General features: G+C 66.6%; 31 protein-coding genes, 1 tRNA gene and 1 other RNA gene. 13 read left to right on the forward strand and 20 right to left on the reverse strand.

What is annotated here, in order from left to right:
• The first annotated feature begins 105 nt into the window (after positions 1-105).
• Positions 106-1,524 (forward strand): alpha/beta hydrolase family protein, encoded by a 1,419-nt coding sequence (locus ACYVKL_RS12880; protein WP_379162609.1) that lies wholly within the window; start codon positions 106-108, stop codon positions 1,522-1,524.
• 68 nt (positions 1,525-1,592) lie between these two features.
• On the opposite strand, the gene ACYVKL_RS12885 is transcribed toward ACYVKL_RS12880, so the two are convergent.
• The gene (locus tag ACYVKL_RS12885) at positions 1,593-2,384 is read right to left on the reverse strand and encodes a hypothetical protein (RefSeq protein WP_379162612.1); all 792 of its coding nucleotides are present in this window, start codon (positions 2,382-2,384) and stop codon (positions 1,593-1,595) included.
• A gap of 116 nt (positions 2,385-2,500) precedes the next feature.
• On the opposite strand from ACYVKL_RS12885, the gene ACYVKL_RS12890 reads away from it, so the two are divergent.
• The 3 genes from ACYVKL_RS12890 to ACYVKL_RS12900 all read left to right on the forward strand — a co-directional run bounded on the left by ACYVKL_RS12890 (position 2,501) and on the right by ACYVKL_RS12900 (position 3,926).
• Entirely contained in the window at positions 2,501-3,106 is a 606-nt protein-coding gene (locus ACYVKL_RS12890; protein ID WP_379162614.1) for a TetR/AcrR family transcriptional regulator, read from the forward strand.
• A 98-nt stretch (positions 3,107-3,204) separates the two neighbouring features.
• Positions 3,205-3,588, forward strand: coding sequence for a type II toxin-antitoxin system RelE/ParE family toxin (locus tag ACYVKL_RS12895; protein ID WP_379162617.1), 384 nt, complete (start codon positions 3,205-3,207; stop codon positions 3,586-3,588).
• Positions 3,585-3,926 (forward strand): helix-turn-helix domain-containing protein, encoded by a 342-nt coding sequence (locus tag ACYVKL_RS12900; protein ID WP_379162620.1) that lies wholly within the window; start codon positions 3,585-3,587, stop codon positions 3,924-3,926. Before ACYVKL_RS12895 ends, ACYVKL_RS12900 begins: the two co-directional genes overlap by 4 nt.
• Before the next feature lie 83 nt (positions 3,927-4,009).
• Here ACYVKL_RS12900 and ssrA read toward each other — a convergent pair.
• Positions 4,010-4,382, reverse strand: a transfer-messenger RNA (tmRNA) gene (gene ssrA, locus ACYVKL_RS12905).
• Positions 4,383-4,495: 113 nt separating this feature from the next.
• Positions 4,496-4,972 carry an SsrA-binding protein SmpB gene (gene smpB, locus ACYVKL_RS12910; RefSeq protein WP_040860814.1) on the reverse strand — a complete coding sequence of 159 codons (477 nt, stop codon included), beginning with the start codon at positions 4,970-4,972 and terminating at the stop codon, positions 4,496-4,498.
• A 130-nt stretch (positions 4,973-5,102) separates the two neighbouring features.
• Here smpB and ACYVKL_RS12915 point away from each other — a divergent pair, with 130 nt between their 5' ends.
• Complete coding sequence (locus ACYVKL_RS12915) at positions 5,103-5,426, forward strand: putative quinol monooxygenase (protein ID WP_379162624.1); 324 nt, start codon at positions 5,103-5,105, stop codon at positions 5,424-5,426.
• 47 nt (positions 5,427-5,473) lie between these two features.
• Here the strand turns inward: ACYVKL_RS12915 and ACYVKL_RS12920 are convergent, their stop codons facing one another.
• From ACYVKL_RS12920 to ACYVKL_RS12970, 11 genes are all read right to left on the reverse strand, one after another.
• Positions 5,474-5,998 (reverse strand): SRPBCC family protein, encoded by a 525-nt coding sequence (locus ACYVKL_RS12920; RefSeq protein ID WP_379162627.1) that lies wholly within the window; start codon positions 5,996-5,998, stop codon positions 5,474-5,476.
• 49 nt (positions 5,999-6,047) lie between these two features.
• A complete protein-coding gene (locus ACYVKL_RS12925) occupies positions 6,048-6,725 on the reverse strand; it encodes a slipin family protein (RefSeq protein ID WP_379162630.1) in 678 nt (225 codons plus the stop codon).
• Positions 6,726-7,105: 380 nt separating this feature from the next.
• Positions 7,106-7,178 (reverse strand) — tRNA-Glu (locus ACYVKL_RS12930).
• Positions 7,179-7,304: 126 nt separating this feature from the next.
• Positions 7,305-7,625: a MazG nucleotide pyrophosphohydrolase domain-containing protein gene (locus tag ACYVKL_RS12935; protein ID WP_379162633.1), complete on the reverse strand. Its 321-nt coding sequence runs from the start codon at positions 7,623-7,625 to the stop codon at positions 7,305-7,307.
• A gap of 32 nt (positions 7,626-7,657) precedes the next feature.
• Positions 7,658-9,865 (reverse strand): DNA helicase RecQ, encoded by a 2,208-nt coding sequence (gene recQ, locus ACYVKL_RS12940; protein WP_379162636.1) that lies wholly within the window; start codon positions 9,863-9,865, stop codon positions 7,658-7,660.
• A 215-nt stretch (positions 9,866-10,080) separates the two neighbouring features.
• Complete coding sequence (ftsX, locus tag ACYVKL_RS12945) at positions 10,081-10,986, reverse strand: permease-like cell division protein FtsX (RefSeq protein WP_213559903.1); 906 nt, start codon at positions 10,984-10,986, stop codon at positions 10,081-10,083.
• Entirely contained in the window at positions 10,986-11,675 is a 690-nt protein-coding gene (gene ftsE, locus ACYVKL_RS12950) for a cell division ATP-binding protein FtsE (protein ID WP_213559902.1), read from the reverse strand. The genes ftsX and ftsE overlap by 1 nt, the downstream gene beginning before the upstream one ends.
• A gap of 57 nt (positions 11,676-11,732) precedes the next feature.
• Positions 11,733-11,909, reverse strand: coding sequence for an Rv3103c transmembrane domain-containing protein (locus tag ACYVKL_RS12955; protein WP_379162640.1), 177 nt, complete (start codon positions 11,907-11,909; stop codon positions 11,733-11,735).
• On the reverse strand, positions 11,896-12,735 hold the full coding sequence (locus ACYVKL_RS12960; protein ID WP_379162643.1) for a mechanosensitive ion channel family protein: 840 nt from the start codon (positions 12,733-12,735) through the stop codon (positions 11,896-11,898). The genes ACYVKL_RS12955 and ACYVKL_RS12960 overlap by 14 nt, the downstream gene beginning before the upstream one ends.
• Positions 12,736-12,794: 59 nt before the next feature.
• A complete protein-coding gene (gene prfB, locus ACYVKL_RS12965; protein WP_213559899.1) occupies positions 12,795-13,913 on the reverse strand; it encodes a peptide chain release factor 2 in 1,119 nt (372 codons plus the stop codon).
• Between the two features lie 192 nt (positions 13,914-14,105).
• Positions 14,106-14,963: a helix-turn-helix domain-containing protein gene (locus tag ACYVKL_RS12970; protein ID WP_379162646.1), complete on the reverse strand. Its 858-nt coding sequence runs from the start codon at positions 14,961-14,963 to the stop codon at positions 14,106-14,108.
• 143 nt (positions 14,964-15,106) lie between these two features.
• Here ACYVKL_RS12970 and ACYVKL_RS12975 point away from each other — a divergent pair, with 143 nt between their 5' ends.
• Positions 15,107-15,703 carry an NADPH-dependent FMN reductase gene (locus ACYVKL_RS12975; protein ID WP_379162649.1) on the forward strand — a complete coding sequence of 199 codons (597 nt, stop codon included), beginning with the start codon at positions 15,107-15,109 and terminating at the stop codon, positions 15,701-15,703.
• 116 nt (positions 15,704-15,819) lie between these two features.
• Entirely contained in the window at positions 15,820-16,605 is a 786-nt protein-coding gene (gene hisN, locus ACYVKL_RS12980) for a histidinol-phosphatase (protein ID WP_213559896.1), read from the forward strand.
• A 100-nt stretch (positions 16,606-16,705) separates the two neighbouring features.
• On the opposite strand, the gene ACYVKL_RS12985 is transcribed toward hisN, so the two are convergent.
• The gene (locus ACYVKL_RS12985; protein ID WP_379162653.1) at positions 16,706-16,954 is read right to left on the reverse strand and encodes a hypothetical protein; all 249 of its coding nucleotides are present in this window, start codon (positions 16,952-16,954) and stop codon (positions 16,706-16,708) included.
• A 234-nt stretch (positions 16,955-17,188) separates the two neighbouring features.
• Between ACYVKL_RS12985 and ACYVKL_RS12990 the strand changes: the two genes are divergently transcribed.
• A complete protein-coding gene (locus ACYVKL_RS12990) occupies positions 17,189-18,577 on the forward strand; it encodes an acyl-CoA dehydrogenase family protein (protein WP_379162656.1) in 1,389 nt (462 codons plus the stop codon).
• 27 nt (positions 18,578-18,604) lie between these two features.
• Entirely contained in the window at positions 18,605-19,840 is a 1,236-nt protein-coding gene (locus ACYVKL_RS12995) for an acyl-CoA dehydrogenase family protein (protein WP_379162659.1), read from the forward strand.
• A gap of 72 nt (positions 19,841-19,912) precedes the next feature.
• On the opposite strand, the gene ACYVKL_RS13000 is transcribed toward ACYVKL_RS12995, so the two are convergent.
• Positions 19,913-20,452 carry an SRPBCC domain-containing protein gene (locus tag ACYVKL_RS13000; RefSeq protein ID WP_379162662.1) on the reverse strand — a complete coding sequence of 180 codons (540 nt, stop codon included), beginning with the start codon at positions 20,450-20,452 and terminating at the stop codon, positions 19,913-19,915.
• A complete protein-coding gene (locus ACYVKL_RS13005; protein ID WP_213559890.1) occupies positions 20,449-20,760 on the reverse strand; it encodes an ArsR/SmtB family transcription factor in 312 nt (103 codons plus the stop codon). The genes ACYVKL_RS13000 and ACYVKL_RS13005 overlap by 4 nt, the downstream gene beginning before the upstream one ends.
• A gap of 74 nt (positions 20,761-20,834) precedes the next feature.
• Here ACYVKL_RS13005 and ACYVKL_RS13010 point away from each other — a divergent pair, with 74 nt between their 5' ends.
• Genes ACYVKL_RS13010 through ACYVKL_RS13025 form a run of 4 tightly spaced genes read left to right on the forward strand, consistent with a single transcriptional unit; the run spans position 20,835 to position 22,804 of the window.
• On the forward strand, positions 20,835-21,179 hold the full coding sequence (locus ACYVKL_RS13010) for a hypothetical protein (protein WP_379162665.1): 345 nt from the start codon (positions 20,835-20,837) through the stop codon (positions 21,177-21,179).
• Positions 21,180-21,215: 36 nt separating this feature from the next.
• The gene (locus ACYVKL_RS13015; RefSeq protein WP_379162668.1) at positions 21,216-21,881 is read left to right on the forward strand and encodes a YdcF family protein; all 666 of its coding nucleotides are present in this window, start codon (positions 21,216-21,218) and stop codon (positions 21,879-21,881) included.
• 30 nt (positions 21,882-21,911) lie between these two features.
• Complete coding sequence (locus ACYVKL_RS13020; RefSeq protein WP_379162671.1) at positions 21,912-22,427, forward strand: O-acetyl-ADP-ribose deacetylase; 516 nt, start codon at positions 21,912-21,914, stop codon at positions 22,425-22,427.
• Between the two features lie 23 nt (positions 22,428-22,450).
• Positions 22,451-22,804: a VOC family protein gene (locus tag ACYVKL_RS13025; RefSeq protein ID WP_379162674.1), complete on the forward strand. Its 354-nt coding sequence runs from the start codon at positions 22,451-22,453 to the stop codon at positions 22,802-22,804.
• 12 nt (positions 22,805-22,816) lie between these two features.
• On the opposite strand, the gene ACYVKL_RS13030 is transcribed toward ACYVKL_RS13025, so the two are convergent.
• From ACYVKL_RS13030 to ACYVKL_RS13040, 3 genes are all read right to left on the reverse strand, one after another.
• Entirely contained in the window at positions 22,817-23,182 is a 366-nt protein-coding gene (locus tag ACYVKL_RS13030; RefSeq protein ID WP_379162677.1) for a VOC family protein, read from the reverse strand.
• Positions 23,170-23,787, reverse strand: a complete 618-nt coding sequence (locus ACYVKL_RS13035) for a GNAT family N-acetyltransferase (RefSeq protein ID WP_379162680.1) — start codon at positions 23,785-23,787, stop codon at positions 23,170-23,172. The genes ACYVKL_RS13030 and ACYVKL_RS13035 overlap by 13 nt, the downstream gene beginning before the upstream one ends.
• A 99-nt stretch (positions 23,788-23,886) precedes the next feature.
• Positions 23,887-24,378 carry a hypothetical protein gene (locus ACYVKL_RS13040; protein ID WP_379162683.1) on the reverse strand — a complete coding sequence of 164 codons (492 nt, stop codon included), beginning with the start codon at positions 24,376-24,378 and terminating at the stop codon, positions 23,887-23,889.
• Positions 24,379-24,544 lie beyond the last annotated feature (166 nt).

Below are 24,544 nucleotides of genomic sequence, written 5' to 3' on the forward strand. Positions count from 1 at the left end.
GCGGTCGCGCAGGCCCGCGGCTCGGTTCGGCCCGTACCGGAGGGTGAAGGGCATCGGTACCGTGGAGCGATGCCCAGAAGCGGTTGACGGCCCTACGTTTTCGGCATGCGAGTGATGATGGTCGCGATGGCGGTACTGCTGTGCTGCGGATTCGGTGGCGGCGAGGCCGCCGCGCAGCCCGGGCAGCCGGACCTCGGGCAGGAGCAGGTGACGTTCGACAGCGACGGCGTGACCCTGCACGGCGCTGTCTATCGGCCCGCGGGCGCGGGGCGACATCCGGGAATCGTGTTGATCGGCGGATCCGGTCCGGGACCTCGGGCCGAATATCACTCCGAGGCAGTCGCTTTCGCCCAGGCGGGCATCACGACACTGGTGGTGGACAAGCGCACCGCGGGATACTCCACCACCCACCGCGACTTCTCGGTGCTGGCCGACGACGCGCTCGCCGGAGTGCGGCTGCTGCGGGATCGGCCCGATGTGGACGCCGGACACGTCGGCCTGTGGGGTTTCAGCGAGGGCGGCTGGGTGGCGACGCTCGCGGCCGCCCGCTCGGCGACAGTCGGATTCGTGGTCACCATCGGCGGATCCGGCCTGACCCCCTTGCGCACCCAGACCTGGCTGCTGGCGAATCTGGCACGGCACCACGGCGTCTCGGGCCGCCTACCGGACGCGGTGAGCGGCCCGGGCGCCGCCGTGGTCGACGGGCTGGGCGTATTCCCGGCAGCGGACTACGACCCGGCGCCCGCATTGCGGCAGGTGCGGGTGCCCGTGCTGGCGCTGTGGGGCGACCACGACGTCAAGGTCCCCGCCGCCGAAAGCGCGGCGATCTATCAGCGCGAACTCGCATCCGCCGAAAACAACTCGGTGACAACACGTTTCGTGCCGAACGCCGGACACAACGGCCACCGCACCACCGACGGCTTCGACAAGGTCGGCGGCGACCTGTTCGAGGGCAAGCCCCTGGGCGCTCTCGACCCCGGCTACACCGACGTCATGACCGACTGGATCCACGCCGTCGCCGCCGACCAGCCACCACCCACCAGCGCAGCCACCCCTCCCCCACAGACGGCCCCCAGCCACGCCCCGGGCGGCCACCCCGGTTTCGAGTACGCGGCCCTAGCGGTACTGCTACTCGGCTTCGCCACCTATCCCCTCACGGCGCTCGCCCGAATGATCCTGCGCCGCAAGCCATCCGATGCCGACCGAGCAGCGCGCCGAGCAGCACGGGCGCTGTCCGCTCTCGGCCTGGTGACCACTCTGGGCACCGTGACCTACGTCGTAGCGATCCTGGCAACGGGTGGCAGCCGGCCGCCGACCTCCTTCACCCTCGGCCAACCCCTGCCGTGGCTCCTCCTACACGGCCTGGCCGTAGCGGTCCCCGCACTCGCCGTGATCCTGGCCCTCTCGGCATGGCGGGCGCGCACCCAGCTCACCGCACCACTGCAGCGGCACACCGTCGTCCTGCTCGCAACGGCAACGGCATTCGTGCCGTGGGCACTGCACTGGCAACTGCTCAGCCGATGAGGCCACGAGCGTCGACCCGCCCGTCAGTCTCCGCCGCTTCCGTCACGCGCGACAACCTATCCAGGGCGTCACGCGGTTGCCGCAGCGGGCGCTGCCGCGATCAGCCAGTTGCTGAATTCCACCGCCAGATGCCATTGATGCTGGCGAATGAGCCTGCCGGGCAAGGTGGCTGGAAATTGGACCGTGAGGAGTGCGTGCAGAGTGCCATCACGGTCGAGGAATTGGTGGCGGACACCGCCGATGGCTAGGCCGTCGTCGAGGAAGGCTTGGCCGGCGATCTGAATGGGGTAGCGCGGATCCACCGGGATGGTGAGGGCCTCGGTCCTGGTGTAGTCGACCAGGAAACGGGACGGCATCGGGGAACCGCCGGTGGTTTCGACGACTTCCTGACGACCGCCGGGCAGGCCGCGGAGCAGGTAATGGTCGGGGCAGGCGGCGACCATGTCGGGTTCATTGTTGGCGGTCACCAGGTTGTTGAACCAGGTGGCGAACCGCTCGGCGGAGTAGCCCGGAACTTCCAGGCAAGTCGCGGAGTGCTTGGTCCGCCCCCGACTGAGCGCCACACCGGTGCGAGCCATCCGGTCCGACACATCCAGCTCACGTTTCAACATGGCGTAGATACCGGCGTGACCGAGCCCAGTCTTCAGCTCGGTCAGCGCGGACTGCTGCACATCAAGTGGCGCGGCAACCAGCGCTTCGACCGAGCAGCCCGGCATGAGCTCGGCCAGTCCGCGAGATCCGAGGTGGGAAGCCAGCTTTCGAAGAACCCCGGTGGCACGGCGCGATTCCCACTCCCGCACCTGGTCACGCGTGACCGGCCGCTCCCCCACGGTTGCACGTATCTCGATGACTTCGGCCATATCCACGTCCTCTCGCAAGTCCTTAACGAAAGGAAAATTAGCATTAACCGAGCACCGGCGGAAGACTAACGCCAGATCAAGTAGCTTTTACTGCTGCACCCTGCTAAGAACAGCCTATGGACCAGCCCGAACAACAGCCGACGGCACCCCGCAAAAGGACCGGAGGCCGTTCGGCCCGCGTACGGCACTCCATCCTGGCCGCCACCGTCGCCCAAATCGCCGAGCACGGCCTCGAAGGCCTGACCATCAGCGAGGTCGCCGACCGAGCCGGCGTCGCTGAGACAACGATCTACCGCCGCTGGGGCACCCGAACAGCCCTCGTCGCCGATGCCGTAGGCGAGCTTGCCGCAGAAGGCAATCCGGTCCCCGACACCGGAACCCTCCGCGGAGACCTCCAGCAACTCGCCGACCAGATCGCAACCCTCATCTCCCAGCCCGGCATCGCCCGCCTACTGGGCAGCGCACTCGCCCTCTCCGTCGATCCCGATGTCGACGCCGCCCGCCGCCACTTCTGGAACGACCGATTCGAACGCACCTCCCAGGTGATCACCCGAGCGATCGACCGCGGCGAGCTGACCATCGACACCGATCCGCGCGAGGTCATGGAAACCCTCGCCGCCCCTTTGTATTTCCGCCTCCTGGTCGGCAACCGCCCGCTCGAAGCCCCGTTCATCACCCGCTGCATCAACCACACGATGACCCTGTACAGCCGCGCCGAGTGACCCGACCAGAACAGGGCAAGCGAACCTGGGGCCTCTGCCGCATCCCCATCCATTCGATTCCTTGCCGCATGTCGTCAACGACATATAGTGTTGATGTCGTGGGTGAACTGTTCACCATCGAGATCGAGCCTGAGGTGCAGGACTGGCTGGAAGCACTGCCAGCCAAACATTTCCTCAAGATCGACGAATACGTTGGCTTGCTCGCCGAACATGCGGAATCACTGAGCGAGCCCTACGCCCGATACCTCGGCGACGGGGTCCGCGAGCTACGCCCAACGCTCGATGGTGCGGCCATTCGCATCACCTACTGGGTCGCACCTGGCCGGCGGGTGATTCTGCTGACAGTGTTTCGCAAGACCCGAATGCGAGAGGACAGTGAGGTCAAGCGCGCCAAGCTGGCCCAACAGACCTGCCAGGCCGAACACGGACCCGCCCATCAAGAATTCATTCGCACGATCGAGAAGGGAGAACTGGACCGATGAGCCACGCACGATGGAAGACCCTCCGGGAACGCAAACTCGCCGAGGGCTACACCGAACCCGACGATGTCACCGAGGTCCGCCGTGAAATCCAGCTCTCCATGGCACTGGCCCAGGCCGTCTACGATCGACGAACGGAACTAGGCCTTACGCAAGCAGACCTAGCCGCCCGCGCCGGCCTGACCCAAGCGAAGATTTCACGCATCGAGGGCTCCGACACCGTGCCCACACTCCCCCTGCTCGCCAAGCTCGCCGAAGCACTGGACGCCACACTCAACATTGCACTCGACGCCGACAACACCAGCGTGAACTTCGCCGGTCACCACACCGACGCAGCCTGAAGGTCGAAATGACCACCGCTGCTGGATGTTCGGCGGCGCGGACCCATGAAAAAGGCCCCTCACCCGTAGGTGAGGGGCCTTTTCGGTGGAGCTGCCGGGAATCGAACCCGGGTCCTCCGCCGCATCTCCAGGGCTTCTCCGTGTGCAGTTCGCTATGTCTCTGCTCGGATCTTCCGGTCACGCGAACAAGCCGGAATGACGATCCCAGTCGCTGTTAGATGTCCCATCCGACGCCGCGACCGCGCCGGACGGTAGAGCCCTCTAGCTGATGCCAGGGACCGGGTCGAGGGCGAACCCGGGCTGACAGACACGCTTCGTTGCTTAGGCAGCGAGAGCGTAGTCGCGCTGATTGGAATCGGCGCTTATAGGGTTGCAGCGACGCTTATACGGTGGTCTCCTGCCTGCACCGACACGCTTCCCCTGAATCAACGTACGCAGTCGAAACCGTTCAGCCCCGTCTGTGTTCAACGATTCAGTTGAACTTCCCGGCTCTCACCGGGCTACCTATCCTAACACCGAACAAACCTTGGTTCATTCCATTAACGCGCCACCGACCGGGGCGCTTCCGGTCAGCCGCGCATGCCCTTGATGCGGCGGCCGAGTTCGCGGGTGACCTCGCGTTCGGCGTCGCGTCGGGCCAGGTCCTGGCGCTTGTCGTAGTCCTGCTTACCCTTGGCGAGAGCCAGTTCGACCTTGACCTTGCCGTCGGAGAAGTACATGGACAGCGGGACCAGCGTGAGACTGGACTCCTTGGTCTTGCCGAGCAGCTTGTCGATCTCGCGGCGGTGCAGCAGCAACTTCCGGGTGCGGCGCGGGGCGTGGTTGGTCCAGGTGCCGTGGCCGTACTCGGGGACGTGCAGACCGCGCAGCCACACCTCACCGTCGTCGATGGAGGCGTAGGCGTCGACCAGCGAGGCCTTGCCCTCGCGCAGGCTCTTCACCTCGGTGCCGACCAGCGCCACGCCGGCCTCGAACGTCTCGAGGATCGCGTAGTTGTGCCTCGCCTTCTTGTTGCTGGCGATGACCTTGCGCCCCTTTTCCTTCATGTCTCCTCTATCGTCCCGTCGCCGGCCGGAATTCCCGACCAGCTTACGGATGCTTGCGCCGCGTTCCGGTGGCCGGGACGCGCTCAGCCCGGATGACGCCGCCCGGTGTTAGTCATGAACCGGTGCTGGCGTGAGCCAGTTCACAGCGACTCTGCTCGAAAGGACTTCCGTGCACACGGCTTTCATCCGAATCAAGGTCGATCCCGCTGCCGCCGACCAGGTCGCGCAGGCGATGCTGAAGCTGACCGCGCCCACACTCGCCGAACCGGGCTGCCATACCTACGAGTTCTACCGCGACAACGACGATCCGTCACTGTTCCTGTGCTTCGAACACTGGGATTCGCGCCAGGCTCTCGACGATCACGGCTCGACCCCGCACGTGCGGGCCTTCCTCACCGAGTTCGGGCCGCACATCCAGGTGTGGGAACAGAACCACACCACGGCCCTGGCCTGAACCGATCCCGGCCGGAACGCGAGGCTCCGGCCGGGAACCCGCATGTTCTAACCCTGAGGCGCGCGGTCCGCGCGCAACTCGGAAGCCGCGTCCTGATGAGCGGGGGCCTCGCCACCGGCCGCCGGGTTGGGCTGCCCCACACCGGTATTGATCAGATTGCGCAGGCTCCCGCCGAGATAGCCGTCCCAGGCGTTGGAGCACACGTCGTAGCACTCGTACTGCGGGACCAGACCCACATGGGTGAAGTGAACCTCTGCCCCGCCCTCCTTCTCGGCGATCTCGAAGATGATCTCGGTGCCCTTCCATTCCGCCTGGTCTTCGATGAAGTTGAAGTAGTTGTCCACGACCAGCCATGCGACCTTGCGTCCGGGCACCAGTTCCGTGACGCGGATCGTGCAGCGGTGAACGTCCTGGTAGCGATGGACGAACTCGCCGCCGACCTGATCGGTGACGCCCGCCGCGTCCTCGGACCACCAGCCGCGAACGTTGACGATGCCCTCGAAGGCATCCTGGGGAGTCCGATCCACCGAGAACGCGGTGGTGAAGTGTTGCTCCGATTCTGCTTGCATCATGAAAGTGAGCTTAGGCACTAAGACTTTCATGATGCAAGCAAAACCAGCCTCAGACGTTCTCGCGCGAGTCGAGAACGACCTTGGCGCCCGGGGTCGCGGCCACCTGCAGAGTGCGCAGGCGCAGCAGGACCGGGTTGTCGGTGAGCAACTTGGCCGTGTTGGCCAGCGAACGCAGGGCGGCGGCCTCGGCGCGGGCGCGCTCGAGCTCGGCGCGACCACGCTCGCGGGCCAGGACCGTCTCGAGGGCGGCCTTCCGGAGCTCGCCCGGGAGCATGAGGTCCTTGGCGCGCACGGCGTCGACCCGGATGCCGAGCCGCTCCACCGCGGCCGCGACCGTCGCGGTGCCGCCGCCGAGCAGGGCGCGGTCGGCGATCAGCTCGTCGAGGGTGCGGGCGGCCACGAGATCGCGGGCGACCTCCTGCACCGCGCCGTAGAGCACTACCTCGGCGCTCTGGGCGGCGGTGGTGAACGCGACCGGGTCGGTCACCACCCAGTCGGCGGCGAAGCTCGCGCGCAGCGACAGGCCATCCGCGGTCAGCAGCTCCTGGCCGAGGACCTGCAGCACCCGCGGGCGGATGTCGACGGTGACCAGCGTGCAGCGCTTGGCGTCGTAGCGGTGGCGGCCCGGCTCCAGCGTCTGAACCAGGATGCCGTCGCGGTACAGCAGGGTGCGCTGCCAATCCATGACAGTCACATACGTCTTCGTGAACATCGTCTTCGTAGTCATTCCCAATCTCCTTCCCTCACTTGGCATCAGGCACGACCGGACACGCCCTGCCCGATCACGGCACGCGGCGGGAGCCTCCCCCGTCCGGGACGGGGAGCTCGCAGAGCCTCGATGCCGCGTACGACCGGACAGGGCGCATCACGTCAAGGAGTCGAACCTCGGCAGATGGAATCTGCGTCACCAGGGAGTGGCCACACCCGATACGGGGAACGCGGCCGGAGATTCCGGTGCGCCCCTTGGTAGCGGCTGAGATCAAAGGTAGCCAGCGCATCACGATGCGCGCCAATGATTTTCCGGGGGTGCGAGAGAAGCCTGAGATCGCGTGGGGAACCCTGAAATGCGAAAAGGCCCTTCAGTTTTCACTGAAGGGCCTTTCACAGTAGTCCCGACGGGATTTGAACCCGCGCTACCGCCTTGAGAGGGCGGCGTCCTAGGCCGCTAGACGACGGGACCAGGTCGCTCGCTGCGATCCGTGGACCGCGGCAGCTCCGAAAGCTTATCGTGCCGTCGCCCAGCAACCAAATCGCCTGCTGACGGCTGTGCGCGAGCTCACGAGCGCTGCGCCGCCACCAGGCGCGATCAACTCGGCGGGTCCTCGTCGCGCCAGCCGCGCTCGTAGATCACCGCGAGTTTGTCGGCCACCGCGGCGTCGAGGTCGATGCCCAGTTCGGCGGCGGTCATCCACGCGCAGATGACCACATCCGCCAGCTCGGCCCGCATCTCGTCGAATGTGCCTGTGCGGCGGGCCTGCCCGGACCAGCGCCGGTACGCCCCGACGAACTCGCCGGTCTCCTCTGCCAGCGCGAGCACCTGCCGATTCGCGGACCCCTCCGCCGGGAACCCGGCATCCCGCAGGCGGGCCAGGATTTCAGCCGCTACCTGCGGCATGTCAACTGTCATGGCGGCGACCGATCTATTCGAGTCAGGCGGCTCTACTGGTAGTCCGGCGGGAGGTCGTCGAAGTCCGGCGGGACCTCGTCGGGCCAGGGGATGTCGTCGGTGGCCGCGAAGTTGGGCATAGAGGTCGCAGAGCTCGACCCCCGGCCCACGGTGGATGGCGCGGCGGAACGGGTGCCGCGCTGCGCTGCGGAGGCTGCGGTCGCGGGCCTGTCGGCTGCGCCGAACCTGGACCCGGAAGCCGAGGTCGCCGAGCCGGCGGACGCGGACCCGGAAATCGGTGCGGGACTCGCTGTTTCGTGCCGTGCAGGCGCGGCAGCGGCCACCGGGCCACCCGCTGTGGAGTCGCCCCCGGCGGCGGAACCACCTGCCGCGGCGATCACCTCGAGCACGCCTTCGCCGTACTTCGCGCGCTTGTTCTCGCCGATCCCGGAGATGCCCGCGAGGTCGGAGAGGCTGGCGGGTTTGCGGGTCGCGATGTCGCGGAGGGTGGCGTCGTGGAAGACGACGTAGGCGGGGACGCCCTGTTCCTTGGCGGTGGCGGCGCGCCAGGCGCGCAGCTTCTCGAACAGGTCGGTGTCGGACTTGCTGAGGTCGCCGGCGGCGAGGCGGGAAGCCTTGGCGGGCTTGGCGGTTCGGCCGGCCTTGGCGCGTTCGGGCTCGCGGCGGAGCATGACCTCGCGCTTCTCGAACAGCACCTGGTTGCTGGCCTCGGTGAGGGTCAGCACGCCGTAATCGCCGTGCACGGCCAGCAGGCCCTGGGCGAGTAGCTGCCGGACGACGCCGCGCCATTCGATATCGCGCAGTTCGGTGCCGATGCCGAACACCTTGAGCTCGTGGTGGGCGTGCTGTTCCACCTTGGGATTGCGCTTGCCGATCAGGATGTCCACGATGTGGCCCGCGCCGAAGCTCTGCCCGCGTTCGCGTTTCAGCCGCAGCACGGTGGAGAGCACCTTCTGCGCGGGCACGGTGCCGTCCCAGGATTCGGGCGCGGTCAGGCAGGTGTCGCAGTTGCCGCAGCGCTCCCCCTGCTGACCGAAGTAGGCGAGCAGCTGGACGCGGCGGCACTGCACGGTCTCGCAGAGCGCGAGCATGGCGTCCAGGTGCAGTTGCAGCTGGCGGCGGTGCATGGCGTCGCCGTCGGAGGAGTCGATCATCTTCCGTTGCTGCACAACGTCACTGAGGCCGTACACCATCCAGGCGGTGGACGGCTGGCCGTCACGCCCGGCGCGGCCGGTCTCCTGGTAGTAGCCCTCCACCGATTTGGGCAGATCCAGGTGGGCGACGAAACGCACGTCCGGCTTGTCGATGCCCATGCCGAAGGCGATGGTGGCGACCACCACCAGGCCGTCCTCGCGCAGGAACCGCGACTGGTTGGTCGCGCGGGTGCGATTGTCCAGCCCCGCGTGATACGGGACGGCTTCCACGCCGTTGGCGGACAGGAACGCCGCGGTCTTCTCCACCGAATTGCGCGACAGGCAGTACACGATGCCCGCGTCCCCGGCGTGCTCGTTCTGGATGAACGACAGCAGCTGGTGCTCGGCCCGGTTCTTGCCCTCGATCCGGTACTGGATGTTGGGCCGGTCGAAGCTGGCCACGAAATGCTTCGCGCCGCGCCCCTCGGGCAGATCGAGCCGTTCGGCGATCTCCTTGCGGGTGGATTCGGTGGCGGTGGCGGTGAGCGCGATGCGCGGCACGTCCGGCCAGCGCTCGTGCAGCATCGACAGGCCCAGATAGTCGGGCCGGAAGTCGTGGCCCCACTGCGACACACAGTGCGCCTCGTCGATGGCGAAGACCGAGATCTTGCCGCGGTCGAGCAGCTGGGCGGTGGATTCGAGCCGCAGCCGCTCGGGCGCGAGGTAGAGCACGTCCAGCTCCCCCGCCACGAATTGCGCCTCGACGGTGCGCCGTTCATCGGGGAACTGCGTGGAGTTCAGGAACCCGGCCCGCACGCCCACCGCGGTGAGCGCGTCGACCTGGTCCTGCATGAGCGCGATCAGCGGCGAGATCACCACACCGACACCCGGCCGCACCAGCGCCGGGATCTGATAACACAGCGACTTGCCGCCACCGGTGGGCATGAGCACCAGGGCGTCGCCGCCGGAGATCACCTGTTCGACGATCTCCCGCTGCGGTCCGCGAAAATTGTCGTATCCGAACGTCTTTCGCAAAACCTGGTGTGCCGGATCACTTCCGGCATCACCCAGGTTCCCGTCAATGGTCTCGACCTCCGGCGCACTCACGACGGCAATCCTACGGACACCATCCGACGCGCGGACCCCGCTACAAAACTTCGCGCTCCCCCGCCTCTCCGCGACTTCAGCGGAGAGCCGAGTGCCGTGAGCAGTCGTGCACCCGTCCATGCGGTCGAGTGCCGAACCAATTCTGGACGTACCCGATGAGTTACCCGCATCGACACGAGATCAGTGGGTCGCGTCCGGCTACGAAGCGGCCGCCGTCACTCCCGAACGTAGTAGCGAAGCGCGACATAGGCGGTGAGAGCGGCGAATCCGATACCGATCGGGGTGACGATCATGGCCACGGACGCGATGTCGTCGCCGGTGATCCGGGGCAGTACCTGATCGTTGAACAGCGATCCCAGCGCCCGGTTGATGACCAGCGGCTGCGCGATGAACAGACCGCCCACGGCCAGCACGGATCCCACCAGCGCGGCCAGCACGGCTTCCAGCAGGAACGGCAGCTGCGTGTACCAGCGGGTGGCGCCGACCAGCCGCATGATGCCGACCTCGGTCCGCCGCGCCAACGCCGCCACCTGCACCATGTTGGCGATCAGCATCAGGGCCGCCAGCGCCTGCAAAGCGGCCAATCCGAAGGCGGCATTGCGCAATCCGACGAAGAAGCTGACCAGTCGGTCCACGATATCCATGTCATTGAGCACGGTCATGACGCCGGGCCGGAGCGAGAAGTCGTCGTAGATGGACCGGTATTTGGTGACATCGTCGAGCTTCACCCGGAACGACGCGGGCAGCCCGTCCTTGCTCACCTCGTCGGCGAGCCCCGGCTGATCCTTGAAGGTGGTCTCCTTGACCTCCTTCACCGCATCCGCGGCATTGATGTACTGCACGTTCGCGACATAGTCGTGCTTCTTCAGATCCGCCATGAGCGACGCGCAGGGCTGCCCGGTGCAGTCCGGGTCGGTCTTCGACACCTGGTCGTCGAGGTAGAGCCGGATCTCCACGCGCTGGACGTAGTAGTCCTGGATCTTGTCCGCCATCCGGACCGCCAGCAGGCCGCCGCCGAGCATGGTCAGCGACACCGCGGTGGTGAGGATCATGGCGATGGTCATGGTGACGTTGCGGCGCAGGCCCGTGAAGACCTCGCTGAACAGGAATCCCGCGCGCATTACCGGCCCACCCCGTAGACGCCCATCTCCTCGTCGCGCACGATGCGCCCGCGATCGAGTTCGACCACACGTCGGCGCATGGCGTCGACGATGGTGTTGTCGTGGGTGGCCATGACCACCGTGGTTCCGGTGCGGTTGATGCGTTCGAGCAGCGTCATGATGTCCTGGCTGGTCTCGGGGTCGAGGTTGCCGGTCGGTTCGTCGGCCAGCAGTACCAGCGGCCGATTCACGAAGGCGCGGGCGAGTGCCACGCGCTGTTGTTCACCGCCGGAGAGCTCGCCGGGCAGGCGGTCGGCCTTGCCGGCCAACCCGACCATGTCGAGGGCCTCGGGCACCGAGCGATTGATGAATGCTCGCGATTTGCCGATCACCTCCAACGCGAAGGCCACGTTCTGTTCCACGGTCTTCTGCTGCAGCAGCCGGAAGTCCTGGAACACGCAGCCGATGCGCTGGCGCAGTTTGGGGACCTTGCGTCCGGGCAGCCGGTCGACTCGGAAGTCGGCGACCCACACCTCACCGGCGGTCGGCTTCTCGTCCTTCAACAGCAGTCGCATGAACGTGGACTTTCCGGAGCCCGAGGGCCCGATAACGAAGACGAACTCGCCCTTTTCGATATCGACGGAGACATTGTCCAGCGCCGGCCGCGTCGAGGTCTGATACGACTTGGTGACGTTGCGCAGGGTTATCACGGGGAGCCAGTGTAGCCAGGGCGGGCGCGCCGCCGACTACACCGCGCGGGCGTGGAGTCAGCGCTGCGGGTGCTCGGATGTGTTTGGCAGATAGTTGCTGAGCACGGTGTTCACCATCGGCGGGGTGCTCTTGGGCTCATGTCCGGTGGGCTTGACGACGAGGTAGAGCACGAGGGTGGCGACCCACACGGCCATCAGGATCGCCGTGGACTTACGGATTCTATTGGTCGGCACCGACACTGAGACCCTCCCGGCGCAGCGCCGCGGCCACCCGCACCCGCAACTCGCGCCCGACTTCGAACTGTTTGCCCGGTAGCGTCCGGGCCACCATCTTGATGTTCATCTGATTGACGGTGAGATCTTCGACACCCATCACGCTCGGCTCGTCCAGCAGCAGCGCCTTGAGCTTGCGATCGGAGAACGCCTTGGCCCCGACTTCGCGCAGGACTTCGTTGACCTTGTTGATGTCGGCGGTGGCGGGGACCGGCACATCGATCGCGGCCCGCGCCCAATCCTTGGACAGGTTGGTCACTTTCACGATCTGACCGTTGGGAACGATGACCACTTCACCGTCAGCGCTGCGCAGCGTGGTGATACGCAGCGTGACATCCACCACCGTACCCTCGGCCTCGGCCGAGTTCCCGCTCACCGCGATCCGCACGACATCACCGAAGCCGTACTGCCGTTCGGTGATCAGGAAGAATCCGGCCAGCAGATCCTGCACGATGCGCTGCGCACCGAAACCCAGCGCCGCGCCGAGCACCGCCGCGGGGGCGACCAGACCGCTGAGTTCGAAACCCAAGCGGCGCAGCACTTCCAGGGAGACCAGGAAGTAGACGAGGGACAGCACCACCCAGGTGATGACCTGCGCCAGCGCGTGCCGATGCTTGCTCGCCTCGGACCGCACCAGCGAGTCGCTGCTGTGGAATCCGGCGTCGATCCGCCGGGTGATCCGGTCCCGCACATGGTTCGCGCCCCGGCTGAACAGCATCGTGCCGACAACCAGGAGCACGATCTCCAAACCGCTGGACCGCAGCCAGTTTCCGAGCTCTGAATTCATAGCGCCTCCGCTCCGCCCCGCCGACAGCGGAGCGGCAAGCCGAGTTGATCCGATCAGTCCTAGTTCGCCGGCTGCTCTTTCATGCGCCAGCGGATGCCCGCTTCGATGAAGGCGTCGATGTCGCCGTCGAGTACGGCGGAGGGGTTGTTGACCTCGTAGTTGGTGCGCAGGTCCTTGACCATCTGGTACGGGTGCAGCACGTAGGAGCGCATCTGGTTGCCCCAGGACGCGCCCTCGTTGGTCTTGAGCGCGTCCATCTGGGCGCGTTCTTCCTGCCGCTTGCGCTCGAGCAGCTTGGCCTGCAGCACGCGCATGGCCGAGATCTTGTTCTGCAGCTGCGACTTCTCGTTCTGACAGGTGACGACGATGCCGGTCGGGATGTGGGTCAGGCGCACCGCGGAGTCGGTGGTGTTGACCGACTGGCCGCCGGGGCCCGAGGAGCGGTAGACGTCGACCCGGATCTCGCCTTCGGGGATCTCGATGTGGTCGGTGGTCTCGACGACGGGCAGCACCTCGACCTCGGCGAAGGAGGTCTGGCGGCGGCCCTGGTTGTCGAACGGGCTGATACGGACCAGTCGGTGCGTGCCCATTTCGACGGACAGCGTGCCGTACGCGTACGGCACCTTCACCGCGAAGGTCGCCGACTTGATGCCCGCCTCTTCCGCGTACGAGGTGTCATAGATCTCGACCGGGTACTTGTGGCCCTCGGCCCAGCGCACGTACATGCGCATCAGCATCTGCGCCCAGTCCGCGGCGTCCACGCCACCCGCGCCCGAGCGAATGTTGACCAGCGCCTCACGCTTGTCGTACTCGCCCGACAGCAGGGTCCGGACTTCCATCGCCTCGACGTCGGCGTGCAGGGCGGACCGCTCGGCATCGGCGTCGGCGAGCGCCGCGACCTGGTCCGCGCCCTCCTCGGCCTCGGCCAGCTCGTAGAGCACCGGCAGGTCCTCGAGCCGCTGCCGCAGGTCCTTGACCCGCCGCATCTCGGCCTGCGCGTGCGACAGCTCGCTGGTCACGCTCTGGGCGTGCTCCTGGTTGTTCCACAGCTCCGGATCGGCCGCCTGGTGTTCCAGTTCGTCGATGCGGCGAGCCAGCTCGTCGATATCGAGCACCGACTCGATGGTCTTCAAAGTCGTGTCGAGTTCGGCCAGATCAGCGGAGACGTCAGGATGCACGGTGTTCAAATCTACTACCCCGCCTCCCCGGGACTTCAGCGGACAGCTGAGTGCCGTAGTCACTTATGCACCCGGAGCGGCCGGTTGGGAGCCGACCCGACCTTGGACGTACCCGGTGAGTTACCCCGACCGTTGCGAAATCAGTGTCACCTCTCGATCGAACAAACCCGCCACCGGGAACTCTCGTGGCAATCACCCGGCGACAGCGCGCAGGCCACCGGGACGGCGTCCGACCAGGCGGTCGAGCGCGGTGGCGGTGGCGTCGTCGGCAGGTAGATAGACCATCAGGTATTGGTCGTCGTCGGCCGACAGGTTCAGGGTTTCGTAGGCGAGGCGAAGGGGCCCGGCTTCGGGGTGGGTGAGGCGGCCGACGCCGTTGGTGTCGGGGAGGCCGGGGATGGTGTCGAGGCGGTGGGTGAATTCGGGGCCGACCGTGGTGGCGAGCTCCTCGACGAGCGCGTTGACGAAGGGGTCGGCGCGGCCGGGGCCTTGTTTGAGGGTGGCGACGACCTTGTCGGCCTTGTGTTCCCAGTCCGGGTAGACCTCGCGGGCCCGCGGGTCGGACAGGACGTAGCGCGCGTAGCTCCCGGGCAGCCCGCCATCGAGCAGACCGGTCGGCTCGAACAGGGCGCGGTAGCCGTCGGTCACGGCGAGGATCTCGCTGAGGCGGTTCATCAATGCGGCGGGCGCGGGTTCGAGCTGGTCGAGCATGGCCCGCACGGCCGGGCGGACGCGGCGGTTGGGCCCGGAACCGCCGCGGCAGTTGAAGTTCGGATCGCCGGCCTTGGCGAAATTGAGCAGATGCACTCGCTGCGCCGGGCTCAGGCGCAGGGCGTCGGCCAGCGCGATCAGCACCGATGCGGACGGATGCCGGTCGCGGCCCTGCTCCAGGCGGGTGAGGTACTCCACGGAAACGCCCGCGAGCGTGGCCAATTCGGACCGGCGCAGCCCGGGGGTGCGACGGCGCGGCCCGGCCGGCAGCCCGGCCTCGGCGGGCGTGACCGCCTCCCGGCGCAGGCGCAGGAACAGTCCCAGCTCGTTCTCACTCACGTTTCGACGGTAACAACGGTCGCGCCCGCGAGGGTGACCCTGCCACTACCACTCTCAGCGTGGCCTCCCTAACGGTCTCGCCCACTCGCAGAGTTGATCTCAGCGCGGCCGACCGGTCGCCACGGATTCTCGAGGAGACCCTCATGACCAGCACGTCCCTGCGCCTCGCAGTGATCATCGGCAGCGTCCGGGAGGGCCGTTTCGGACCGGTGGTGGCCGACTGGTTCGCCGCGCGGGCCCGCGCCCACGGCGCGTTCGAAGTGGATGTCATCGATCTGGCCGACTACAACCTGCCGCACGAACTGCCCGCGGTCCCGCCGGTGATGGACCCGCACCCGGTGCGCCCGGGCCGGGGTGACGAGCTGGCCGCGCGCCTGGCCGCAGCCGACGCCTTCGTGGTCGTCACCCCCGACATCAACCGCAGCTTCCCGGCGTCGTTGAAGACGGCAATCGACTGGCACCTCACCGAATGGGACCGCAAGACCGTCGGATTCGTAGGCTACAGCGGCAAGTCCGGGGGCCTGCTGGCCATCGAGGGGCTGCGCGCGGTCTTCAACGAACTGAACGCGCACACGGTGAAGGAATACGTCTCCTTCCCGCGATACTTCCTGCTGTTCGACGAGTCCGGCGCGCTTCGCGAACCCGCCGAATTCGACGATTCGGCCGAGCGCCTGCTCACCCAACTCCACTGGTGGGCAACGGCCCTCGCCTCCGCCCGCCAGGCCGCCGTCCCCGCCTGACCGTCGAGTGGTACGCCGTTGAGAGAATTTCGGGCAAATCCCCTCACCGGCGTTCCGATGCCCGGTTCGGGACGTGGGACACCCGGCGTTAACTGGGGAGGACTAACGTGCTCGGCGTGACCGGATACTCCGCTGACCTGGAACTTGCGCTGAGGCTGGCCGACGCGGCCGATGTGATCACCCGTGAGCGGTTCGGGGCGCTCGACTTGAAGATCGATTCGAAACCGGACCTGACACCGGTATCGGACGCGGATCTGGCGGTCGAGCGGATGGTGCGCGAGGTGCTCGCGGCGGAACGCCCGCTGGATCTGGTGCTCGGTGAGGAATTCGGCGGGGATGCCGAGTTCAGCGGGCGGCAGTGGGTGATCGACCCGATCGACGGGACCAAGAACTTCGTGCGAGGCGTGCCGGTGTGGGCTTCGCTCATCTCGCTGCTGGAGGACGGCGTGCCGGTGGTGGGCGTGGTGAGCGCGCCGGGGCTGTCGCGGCGCTGGTGGGCGGCGGCGGGCCAGGGCGCCTGGGCCACCTTCGAAAAGGGTGAGCCGAAGGCCATTTCGGTGTCGGCGGTGGCGGAGCTGGGGGCGTCGAGTCTGGCGATCTCGAGCCTGTCGGGCTGGCGCGCGATCGGGCGCCGGGCCAAGCTCATCGCGCTCACCGACGAGGTGTGGCGGGTGCGCGGGTACGGCGATTTCTACGGGTACGCGCTGCTGGCGGAGGGTGCGGTCGACATCGTCACCGAGCCGGAGTTGTCGCTGTGGGACATGGCCGCGCTCGACATTCTGATTCGCGAGGCGGGTGGCACGTTTACTTCCCTCGACGGTAAGCCGGGCCCGCACGGCGGCAGCGCGGTGGCGACCAATTCGCATCTGCAGGACCAGGTGCTGGCGGCCCTGCAGGCCTGATTCGAAGATCTCGACGGGGATACCCGGCGCGGGCTGCGGTCCCGCGGCCGGGCGCGTTGCTATGCCCTGATTACTCGGACGTCGCTACGCCTGTGGCGTTTCAGAGCGGGACACACACCGAGCCGAGGTCGATGTACGGACCGGTGGCCGCGGAGGAACCCACGCCGACCGAGCCGAGTCCGATCTCGGTGTTGAGGACGCCGCCACCGCAACCGCCCGTGCTGGAGCCGGCGCCGGAGCCGGTGATGCCGATGTCGATGTTCTGCAGCGGCACTTCGGCATTGGCGGCGGGGGCGGTGAGGAAGAGACCGGCGGCGATGAAGCCGACCGTTCCGAGCGCGATCTTCATTATGTACGAGCCTCCATCAGGATCGGGTTATGCGCCGACACCTTAGCCCAGCTCGCGATCGTTTGAAGTGTGTTTGTTTCACTAGATCCGGTTCAATCCCTCGGTAAGTTCACACCATCGCCCTGACCTCGCGATTCGACAACACTCGACGACTGTTCTTACTCTGAAGTAAGATAGTCTTACTCAGGAGTAAGATTGCTGGGCAGGATCACCCACCTCCTCGATAGAAAACTGGTGATTATGAGCACTCGAGACACCGCAACGAAGCGGGATACCTCCGCCGTTGGCCTCAACCCGGTCAAACGTGACTGGATGGGCGCGGCGATGCGGGTCATGACGACCATCACGGGGTCCGACCTGGCCGAGAAGTACAACCTGCGCAAGCCGATCGAGCGGCTCACCTACGAGGGCACCAAGACCGGCTTCCGCACCCTCGGTGCCGCGACTCGCGCGTTCGAGAAGGTCTCCGGCGGTGGCGCTCCGAAGCGGCTGCCCGCCAACGAGTCTCGCAAGAAGGACTACTTCGACCTCACCCCGACCGACGAGCAGCAGATGATCGTCGAGACGGTGCGCGACTTCGCCGCGGAGATCCTGCGCCCGGCCGCCTACGAGGCCGACAATGCCGCCAAGGCGCCGCGCGATCTGCTCGAGCGCGCCGCCGAGCTCGGTGTCACGCTGATCAACGTGCCCGAGGAGCTCGAGGGTGCGGCGTCCGAGCGTGGCGCGGTCACCAATTCGCTGGTGGCCGAGGCGCTGGCGCACGGCGACATGGGCCTGGCGCTGCCGATCCTGGCGCCGAGCGGTGTCGCGGTCGCGCTGTCGCAGTGGGGTACCGACGCGCAGCAGCAGAGCTACCTGGGCGCTTACGCCGGTGAGAACGTGCCGCAGTCCTCGGTGGTCATCGCCGAGCCGCAGGCGCTGTTCGACCCGTTCGCGCTGAAGACCAAGGCCACCCGCTCGCCCAGCGGCTTCCGGCTCAACGGTGTGAAGACCCTGGTGCCGGCCGCCGGTGACGCCGAGCTGTTCATCGTGGCCGCCGAGCTGGACGGCCGTCCGACGTTCTTCATCGTCGAGTCCAACACCGAAGGTGTCGTGATCGAGGCGGACCCGAGCATGGGTATGCGGGCCGCGGGCCTGGGTCGTCTGATCCTGAACAACGTCGCCGTGCCGACCACCGCCCTGCTGGGTGACTCCGAGGGCGCGCAGCGCGCCGAGGAGTACGCCGACGCGGTGCGGCTGGCCCGTCTGGGCTGGGCCTCGCTGGCCATCGGCACCGGTCAGGCCGTGCTGGACTACGTGATTCCGTACGTGAAGGAACGTGAGGCGTTCGGTGAGCCGATCGCGCACCGGCAGGCGGTCGCGTTCATGGTCGCCAACATGGCGATCGAGCTGGACGGTCTTCGCCTCGTGACGCTGCGGGGTGCGTCTCGCGCCGAGCAGGGTCTGTCCTTCGCCCGCGAGGCCGCGCTGGCCAAGAAGCTGGCCACCGACAAGGGCATGCAGATCGGCCTCGACGGCGTGCAGCTGCTCGGCGGCCACGGCTTCACCAAGGAACACCCGGTCGAGCGCTGGTACCGCGATCTGCGCGGTGTGGGCGTCGCCGAGGGCGTCGTTCTCCTCTGACCCGACTTCTCAACGGAGAGACCACTCATGATCAATCTCGAACTCCCCAAGAAGCTGCGGGCCAGCGCCAACCAGGCCCACCAGGTCGCCGCCGAGATCTTCCGCCCGGCTTCCCGCAAATACGACCTGGCCGAGCACGAATACCCGACCGAGCTCGACACCATGGCCGCCATGATCGAGGGCCTGTCGGACTCGGGCACGGCGGACATCTCCGGCGCAACCGGCGGCCGTAAGGCCAAGGGCGAAGGCGAGCCGGACACGCACGCCGCCGAGCTGCTCGGAAACACCAACGGCGGCAATATGTCCGCGCTGATGAACGCGCTCGAGACCTGCTGGGGCGACGCCGGCCTGATGCTGTCGATCCCCTACCAGGGTCTCGGCAACGCCGCTATCGCCGCGGTCGCCACCGACGAGCAGCTGTCCCGGTTCGGCAAGGTGTGGGCCGCCATGGCGATCACCGAGCCGTCGTTCGGCTCGGACTCCGCGGCCGTCACCACCACCGCCACCCTCGATGGTGACGAGTGGGTCCTCAACGGCACCAAGATCTTCGTCACCGCCGGTTCCCGCGCCACTCACATCGTGGTCTGGGCCACGGTCGACAAGTCCCTGGGCCGCGCCGCCATCAAGTCCTTCGTGGTCCCCCGGGACGCCAAGGGCCTCACGGTGTCCCGCCTCGAGCACAAGCTCGGCATCAAGGCGTCCGACACCGCCGAGATCCGCTTCGAGGACTGCCGGATCCCGAAGGACAACATCCTCGGTTCCCCGGAAGTCAACGTGGAGAAGGGTTTCGCGGGCGTCATGCAGACGTTCGACAACACCCGCCCCCTCGTCGCCGCCATGGCGGTCGGCGTCGGCCGCGCCGCGCTCGAGGAACTCCGCAAGGTGCTCGAGGACGCCGGCGTCGAGATCTCCTACGACAAGCCCGCCAACAACCAGCACGCCGCGGCAGCCGAATTCCTTCGCATGGAAGCCGATTGGGAATCCGCCTACCTGCTGTCGCTGCGCGCGGCCTGGATGGCCGACAACAAGAAGCCCAACTCCCTCGAGGCTTCCATGTCCAAGGCCAAGGCCGGCCGCATGGGCACCGACGTCACCCTCAAGGCGGTCGAGCTCGCGGGTGCCACCGGCTACTCCCAGCGCACCCTCCTCGAGAAGTGGGCCCGCGACTCGAAGATCCTCGACATCTTCGAAGGCACCCAGCAGATCCAGCAGCTCATCGTGGCCCGGCGTGTGCTCGGGCTGTCGAGCGACAAGCTGAAGTAAGTTCTGGCACAACGAAACCCCGGTGTGTGGCCTGCAGGGCCGGCACCGGGGTTTTGCCGTTTCTCGGGGTGGTCAGGTCTTGTTGGTGGGGCGGCTGACAGGGAGGGGGTGGCCGGTTTCCAGGAGGGATTTGAGGTCGCTGAGCATGAAGGGGTAGCCGCCGCCGAAGCCTTCCGGTTCCAGGTCGCCGGAGATGATGATCGAGATGAGGGGGGCGCCGGCGACGTCGTGGATGACGGTGAGGGCACAGGTGCCGTCGCCTCGGTCGCGGATTTCGTAGCAGAGGTGGGTTTCCGGCTCGGCCACCAGGTTTTCGTCGCCCAGGAAGCGGATGCGGGCGGCCCAGCGCAGGGGCGGGGCGTAGTCGGTGACCGTGCCGCGGATGATGATGTCGGGGTCGGTGTCGAGCGGGCGGGGGCCGGTGGGGGCGAAGACGGTGAACGCGCCGCCGACGCGGGGTTCGATCACGCTGCGGCCGCCGAAGCCGTAGCGGACGGTCCAATCGGGGTCGGTGACGGCCTCCCAGATCCGTTCTGGCGGTGCGGCGATGATCACGCGGTGGATCTGTGTGGTCTCGGGGCGTGCTCGCGAGAGGATGTCCTCGAAGGTCACGATTCCAGGTCCTTCTTCAGGTCGGCGAGCGCGGAGATCTGCTGTTCGGTGAACTTGTCGATCCACCGGTCGTGGATCAGCCGGATCGGCACGGAATTGAGGTAGTGCAACTTCTTCCGCCCGCTACGGACCACCGTCACCAGACCTGCGTCCTCGAGCAGCCGAAGATGCTTGCTGATCCCGAACCGGGTCATCTCCACCCCGGATTCCAGCTCGGTCAGCGTCTGCCCGTCCCTGACGAACAGCGCGTCCAGCAGATGCCGCCGAGTGGGATCCGCCAGCGCCTTGAACACGGCATCCTCGTCCACACCCCGACTTTATACGAGACCAATCAGTCACCTAACTGTTGACATGTGACCTTTTGGTCACCTATTGTCGGCTCATGAACCGCTACGTAGTCCTCTACCTCGCCCCACTGTCCGTGGCCGAACGATTCGCCCAGGTCGCCCCCGCCGAAGCCGCGAAAGGCATGCAACTGTGGGTGGACTGGAGCACCCGCCTCGGCCCCGCCCTCCTCGACCCGGGCAAGCCCCTCGGCAACGCCCGCCGCATCACCCGCACCGAAACCACCGAAACCCCCAGCGAAGTAATCGGAATGTCCATCCTCCAGGCCATCTCCATGGACGAGGCCCTGAAACTGGTCGACAACCACCACCACCTGCACTGGGCCGACCAGTGCGAAATCGTCATCCTCGAAGAACAACCCCTCCCCGAACTGCAGTCCTGAAAACCCATATCCGCGAAGGCGGCCGATGATGGTCGAGTGACGACCTTGCCAGCCGAGTTCCGTTCGGATGTCGGAACCCTCTGGGACTACAACCAGATGCACCACACGCCACGACCGGTCGATGTCGGCATCGGGCTCGGTGGCCATGACATCGGCGTTGCCACCTACGCAGCCGAGTTGCATCACGCGGGCATGTTCCCGCTCATTGTGTTCACCGGGGCGAACGCTCCGACGACGGTAGAACGGTTTCCCCGCGGCGAGGCCAACCACTTTCGAGAGCATGCCATCGGGCTGGGGGTGCCGGCTGAGGCGATTCTGGTCGAGCCCAAGGCTACGAACACTGGCGACAACATCGACTTCTCCCGTGTCCTGCTCGACGAGCATGGACTGCTCGGCTCGATCTCGTCGGTAATGCTGATCTCACGGCCGTATCAGCAGCGACGGAGCTATGCCATCTGCCGAAAGCGTTGGCCTGGAGTCGATGTCACGTGCGGGTCGCTTCCGCTCGCGTTGGACGACTACGTGGCTAGCATCTGCGACGCAGAGCGGGTGATGAACATGCTCGTCGGCGACACTCAACGGGTCTGGGTCTACCCCGCCAAAGGCTGGGCGATCGCGCAGGATGTGCCCGCCGAGGTTACGGCGGCTTACCAGAGGCTCGTCGAAGCCGGATTCACACGTCGACTGGTGACCGAGGGGTGATCCGGCTCCGGACGCAGGGACAATGGGTCCATGGTCGAAGTCGTGCTGGTTCGTGGCGATATCACCGAGCAGGATGTTGATGCCGTGGTGAACGCGGCGAATTCGTCACTGCTCGGAGGCGGGGGCGTGGACGGGGCCATTCATCGCAAAGGTGGTCCGGCGATTCTGGCCGCATGTCGTGAACTGCGGGCGTCCCACTATGGGAAAGGGCTGGCGACCGGGCAGGCCGTGGCGACGACCGGTGGGAATCTGCCCGCGCGGTGGGTGATTCATACGGTCGGGCCGGTGTGGTCGGCGCAGGACGATCGATCGAAGCTGCTGGCCTCCTGCTATCGCGAATCACTGCGGGTGGCGGATGAATTGGGTGCACGGACGGTAGCGTTCCCGGCTATCTCTACCGGCATTTTCGGCTGGCCGATGGACGACGGTGCCCGGATCGCGATCGAGACGGTGCGAGTCTCCGACACCGCGGTGCGGGAAGTGCGGTTCGTACTGTTCAGCCAGGACGCCTACGACTCCTTCGATAGTGCACAGGCGCGATACTGACGCAGACCCACGATACTGGCGAGATGGTGAACCGTTGGGTCGGCTTGACGATCGATTGCGTTGATGTGCAAGAGGTTGCCTCGTTCTGGAGTGCTCTGCTGGACCGCCCGCAGGGTCCGTCCGAACCTGGTTGGGTCTACCTCGGACGTCCTGATGACCCGCAGCCGCGTCTGGTTTTCCAGCCGGTGAGCGAACCCAAGAACGGCAAGGTGCGCCTTCATCTCGATGTCGCAGTAGACGATGTCGAGCAAGGGATGGCCCAGGTGATCGCTCTCGGAGGCACGTACACGGGCGAGCGGCACGATCACGACGGGGGAGTGGTCGTCGTGATGGCCGACCCCGAGAGCCACGAATTCTGCTTGGTTCAGTACTTCTGACGCTCGCAGCGCTCAGTCGAGGCAGAACTCGTTGCCTTCGATGTCCTGCATGATCAGGCACGATTCGTTGACACCGTCGGCGAGCAGCAGCTGCTGCCGAACTGCGCCCAGGGCGACGAGTCTGGCGCATTCGGCCTCGAGGGCGGCGACGCGGTCCGCGCCCACCAGACCGGTGCCGACGCGCACGTCCAGATGCAGCCGGTTCTTGACGACCTTGCTTTCGGGGACACGTTGGAAGTACAGGCGCGGGCCTACGCCTGAGGGGTCGACGCATGCTGATCCCTGCTGCTCGTATCCCAGTACCTCGCACCAGAAATGTGCGAGGCGCGCGGGATCCGCGCAGTCGAAGGTGACTTGGATCGTTCTTACCGACGCCATTGACTCTCCTGACTCGGTTCCCGGCGCATGCACCAGGTGCGCAGGCCGTTGTCGGCCAGCGTGACGTCGGCGGTGACTTCGAATCCCAGGTGTTGGTAGAAGCGGACGTTGGCCTCGCTCGAGGTTTCCAGGAAGGCCGGATAGCCTGCGCGGGCGGCTTCCTCGATGCCCGGCCGGAGCACGGCAGTGCCCAGTCCTCGGCCCTGATGTTCGGGGGCGACAGCGACGGTGTTGAGCATCCACACCGGCTCCTGTGGCCGGTAGGGCTCGATGGCGGCTTCGGAGGTTGCCGCCGCCTCCGATCGGTCGCCGATGAGTTCGCTCAGTTCCACTTCCATCTCCGCGAATGCGGCCGTGGGGTCGTGATCCGGGGTGGACCAGGCCGCGACGGCGTGGCCGCCGTCGACGATCCAGACCTTCCCGTAAACCATCGCGATGCGGGTCAGACACAGCTCCTGATAGCGGCGGATCCGTTCCAGGTGGTTGTCGGCGTCGATCACGTACCGGGTGTAGGGGTAGTCGGCGAACGCGCGGGCCAGGGTGTCCACCGCGGTGGGAACGTCGGCGTCGGTGATCAGCCGCGCGGTGCCCGTCGATGAGGTCATGTCCTGCCAACGAGCCTCTCGGCGATCTCGTTCCGGCTGGGAGATTTGATCGCCTCGTCGACGCCGGATTCAACCGTCGGCTGATACCCGAGAAGGTGATCAGATCCCGGAACCCGTGATCTCGAGCTGACTGTTCACGTATTCGACTCGTAGCCAGCGTTTTTCGGTTTGGGTTTTGCCGTCGGAGTAGACGTAGGTCAGGCCCGCGGTGCTGGTTCGATAGTCGGTGGAGGTGATGGAATCCACTCGGACGGAACGGATTTTGGACCAGAAGGTGGTGTAGCCGGATTTTCCACCGCTTTGGGCCTGGTAGCTCGGGGACAGTTGGGTCCAGGCGGTGTCCACTCCGTTGGGGAGCTGGCCGTAGTAGCTTCGGATGAACGAGGCGATCTGGTCGGCGGATGGGCCTTTCGAATCCTGCTTGCCCGTGTCGTTTCCGCCGCCGTTCACCACCACCGTGCTGGGCTGGTCGCTGCCGCCGGTGCCGAAGTGGCTGTTGCCGAAGGCGCCGGCCGCGATGAATGCGGCGGCGATGGTGGCGGCGGCGCCGATGACGGCGACTGCGATCGCTACGCCTGCCCGGTCGGACATGCGCGCCTCCCCTGATCGAACGCACAGTGGCCGCTCGCCGGGAGCGGCAGGATCAGGATACTGCCGGCATTCGGGGAATCACAGGGAATTCTCGAGGTTCGGTAGCGGGCGGGCTACCTGCTGATATGGGTGGGGATCGAGGTGCGGCGGTGGCAGCGCGGTTGCC

The organism is Nocardia tengchongensis (assembly GCF_054781395.1).

What these genes read in the sequence shown, in the direction of transcription:
- ACYVKL_RS12975 (WP_379162649.1), top strand. Translation starts at nt 15,107, where the DNA reads ATGACCAGCACGTCCCTGCGCCTCGCAGTGATCATCGGCAGCGTCCGG.
- ACYVKL_RS12900 (WP_379162620.1), top strand. Translation starts at nt 3,585, where the DNA reads ATGAGCCACGCACGATGGAAGACCCTCCGGGAACGCAAACTCGCCGAG.
- ACYVKL_RS12925 (WP_379162630.1), bottom strand. Translation starts at nt 6,725, where the DNA reads ATGACTACGAAGACGATGTTCACGAAGACGTATGTGACTGTCATGGAT.
- ACYVKL_RS12960 (WP_379162643.1), bottom strand. Translation starts at nt 12,735, where the DNA reads ATGAATTCAGAGCTCGGAAACTGGCTGCGGTCCAGCGGTTTGGAGATC.
- ACYVKL_RS12885 (WP_379162612.1), bottom strand. Translation starts at nt 2,384, where the DNA reads ATGGCCGAAGTCATCGAGATACGTGCAACCGTGGGGGAGCGGCCGGTC.
- ftsX (WP_213559903.1), bottom strand. Translation starts at nt 10,986, where the DNA reads ATGCGCGCGGGATTCCTGTTCAGCGAGGTCTTCACGGGCCTGCGCCGC.
- ACYVKL_RS13035 (WP_379162680.1), bottom strand. Translation starts at nt 23,787, where the DNA reads ATGACCTCATCGACGGGCACCGCGCGGCTGATCACCGACGCCGACGTT.
- smpB (WP_040860814.1), bottom strand. Translation starts at nt 4,972, where the DNA reads ATGAAGGAAAAGGGGCGCAAGGTCATCGCCAGCAACAAGAAGGCGAGG.
- ACYVKL_RS12935 (WP_379162633.1), bottom strand. Translation starts at nt 7,625, where the DNA reads ATGACAGTTGACATGCCGCAGGTAGCGGCTGAAATCCTGGCCCGCCTG.
- ACYVKL_RS13020 (WP_379162671.1), top strand. Translation starts at nt 21,912, where the DNA reads ATGGTCGAAGTCGTGCTGGTTCGTGGCGATATCACCGAGCAGGATGTT.
- ACYVKL_RS12890 (WP_379162614.1), top strand. Translation starts at nt 2,501, where the DNA reads ATGGACCAGCCCGAACAACAGCCGACGGCACCCCGCAAAAGGACCGGA.
- ACYVKL_RS12920 (WP_379162627.1), bottom strand. Translation starts at nt 5,998, where the DNA reads ATGATGCAAGCAGAATCGGAGCAACACTTCACCACCGCGTTCTCGGTG.
- ACYVKL_RS13010 (WP_379162665.1), top strand. Translation starts at nt 20,835, where the DNA reads ATGAACCGCTACGTAGTCCTCTACCTCGCCCCACTGTCCGTGGCCGAA.
- ACYVKL_RS12880 (WP_379162609.1), top strand. Translation starts at nt 106, where the DNA reads ATGCGAGTGATGATGGTCGCGATGGCGGTACTGCTGTGCTGCGGATTC.
- ACYVKL_RS13030 (WP_379162677.1), bottom strand. Translation starts at nt 23,182, where the DNA reads ATGGCGTCGGTAAGAACGATCCAAGTCACCTTCGACTGCGCGGATCCC.
- ACYVKL_RS13040 (WP_379162683.1), bottom strand. Translation starts at nt 24,378, where the DNA reads ATGTCCGACCGGGCAGGCGTAGCGATCGCAGTCGCCGTCATCGGCGCC.
- ACYVKL_RS13025 (WP_379162674.1), top strand. Translation starts at nt 22,451, where the DNA reads ATGGTGAACCGTTGGGTCGGCTTGACGATCGATTGCGTTGATGTGCAA.
- ACYVKL_RS12985 (WP_379162653.1), bottom strand. Translation starts at nt 16,954, where the DNA reads ATGAAGATCGCGCTCGGAACGGTCGGCTTCATCGCCGCCGGTCTCTTC.
- ACYVKL_RS12995 (WP_379162659.1), top strand. Translation starts at nt 18,605, where the DNA reads ATGATCAATCTCGAACTCCCCAAGAAGCTGCGGGCCAGCGCCAACCAG.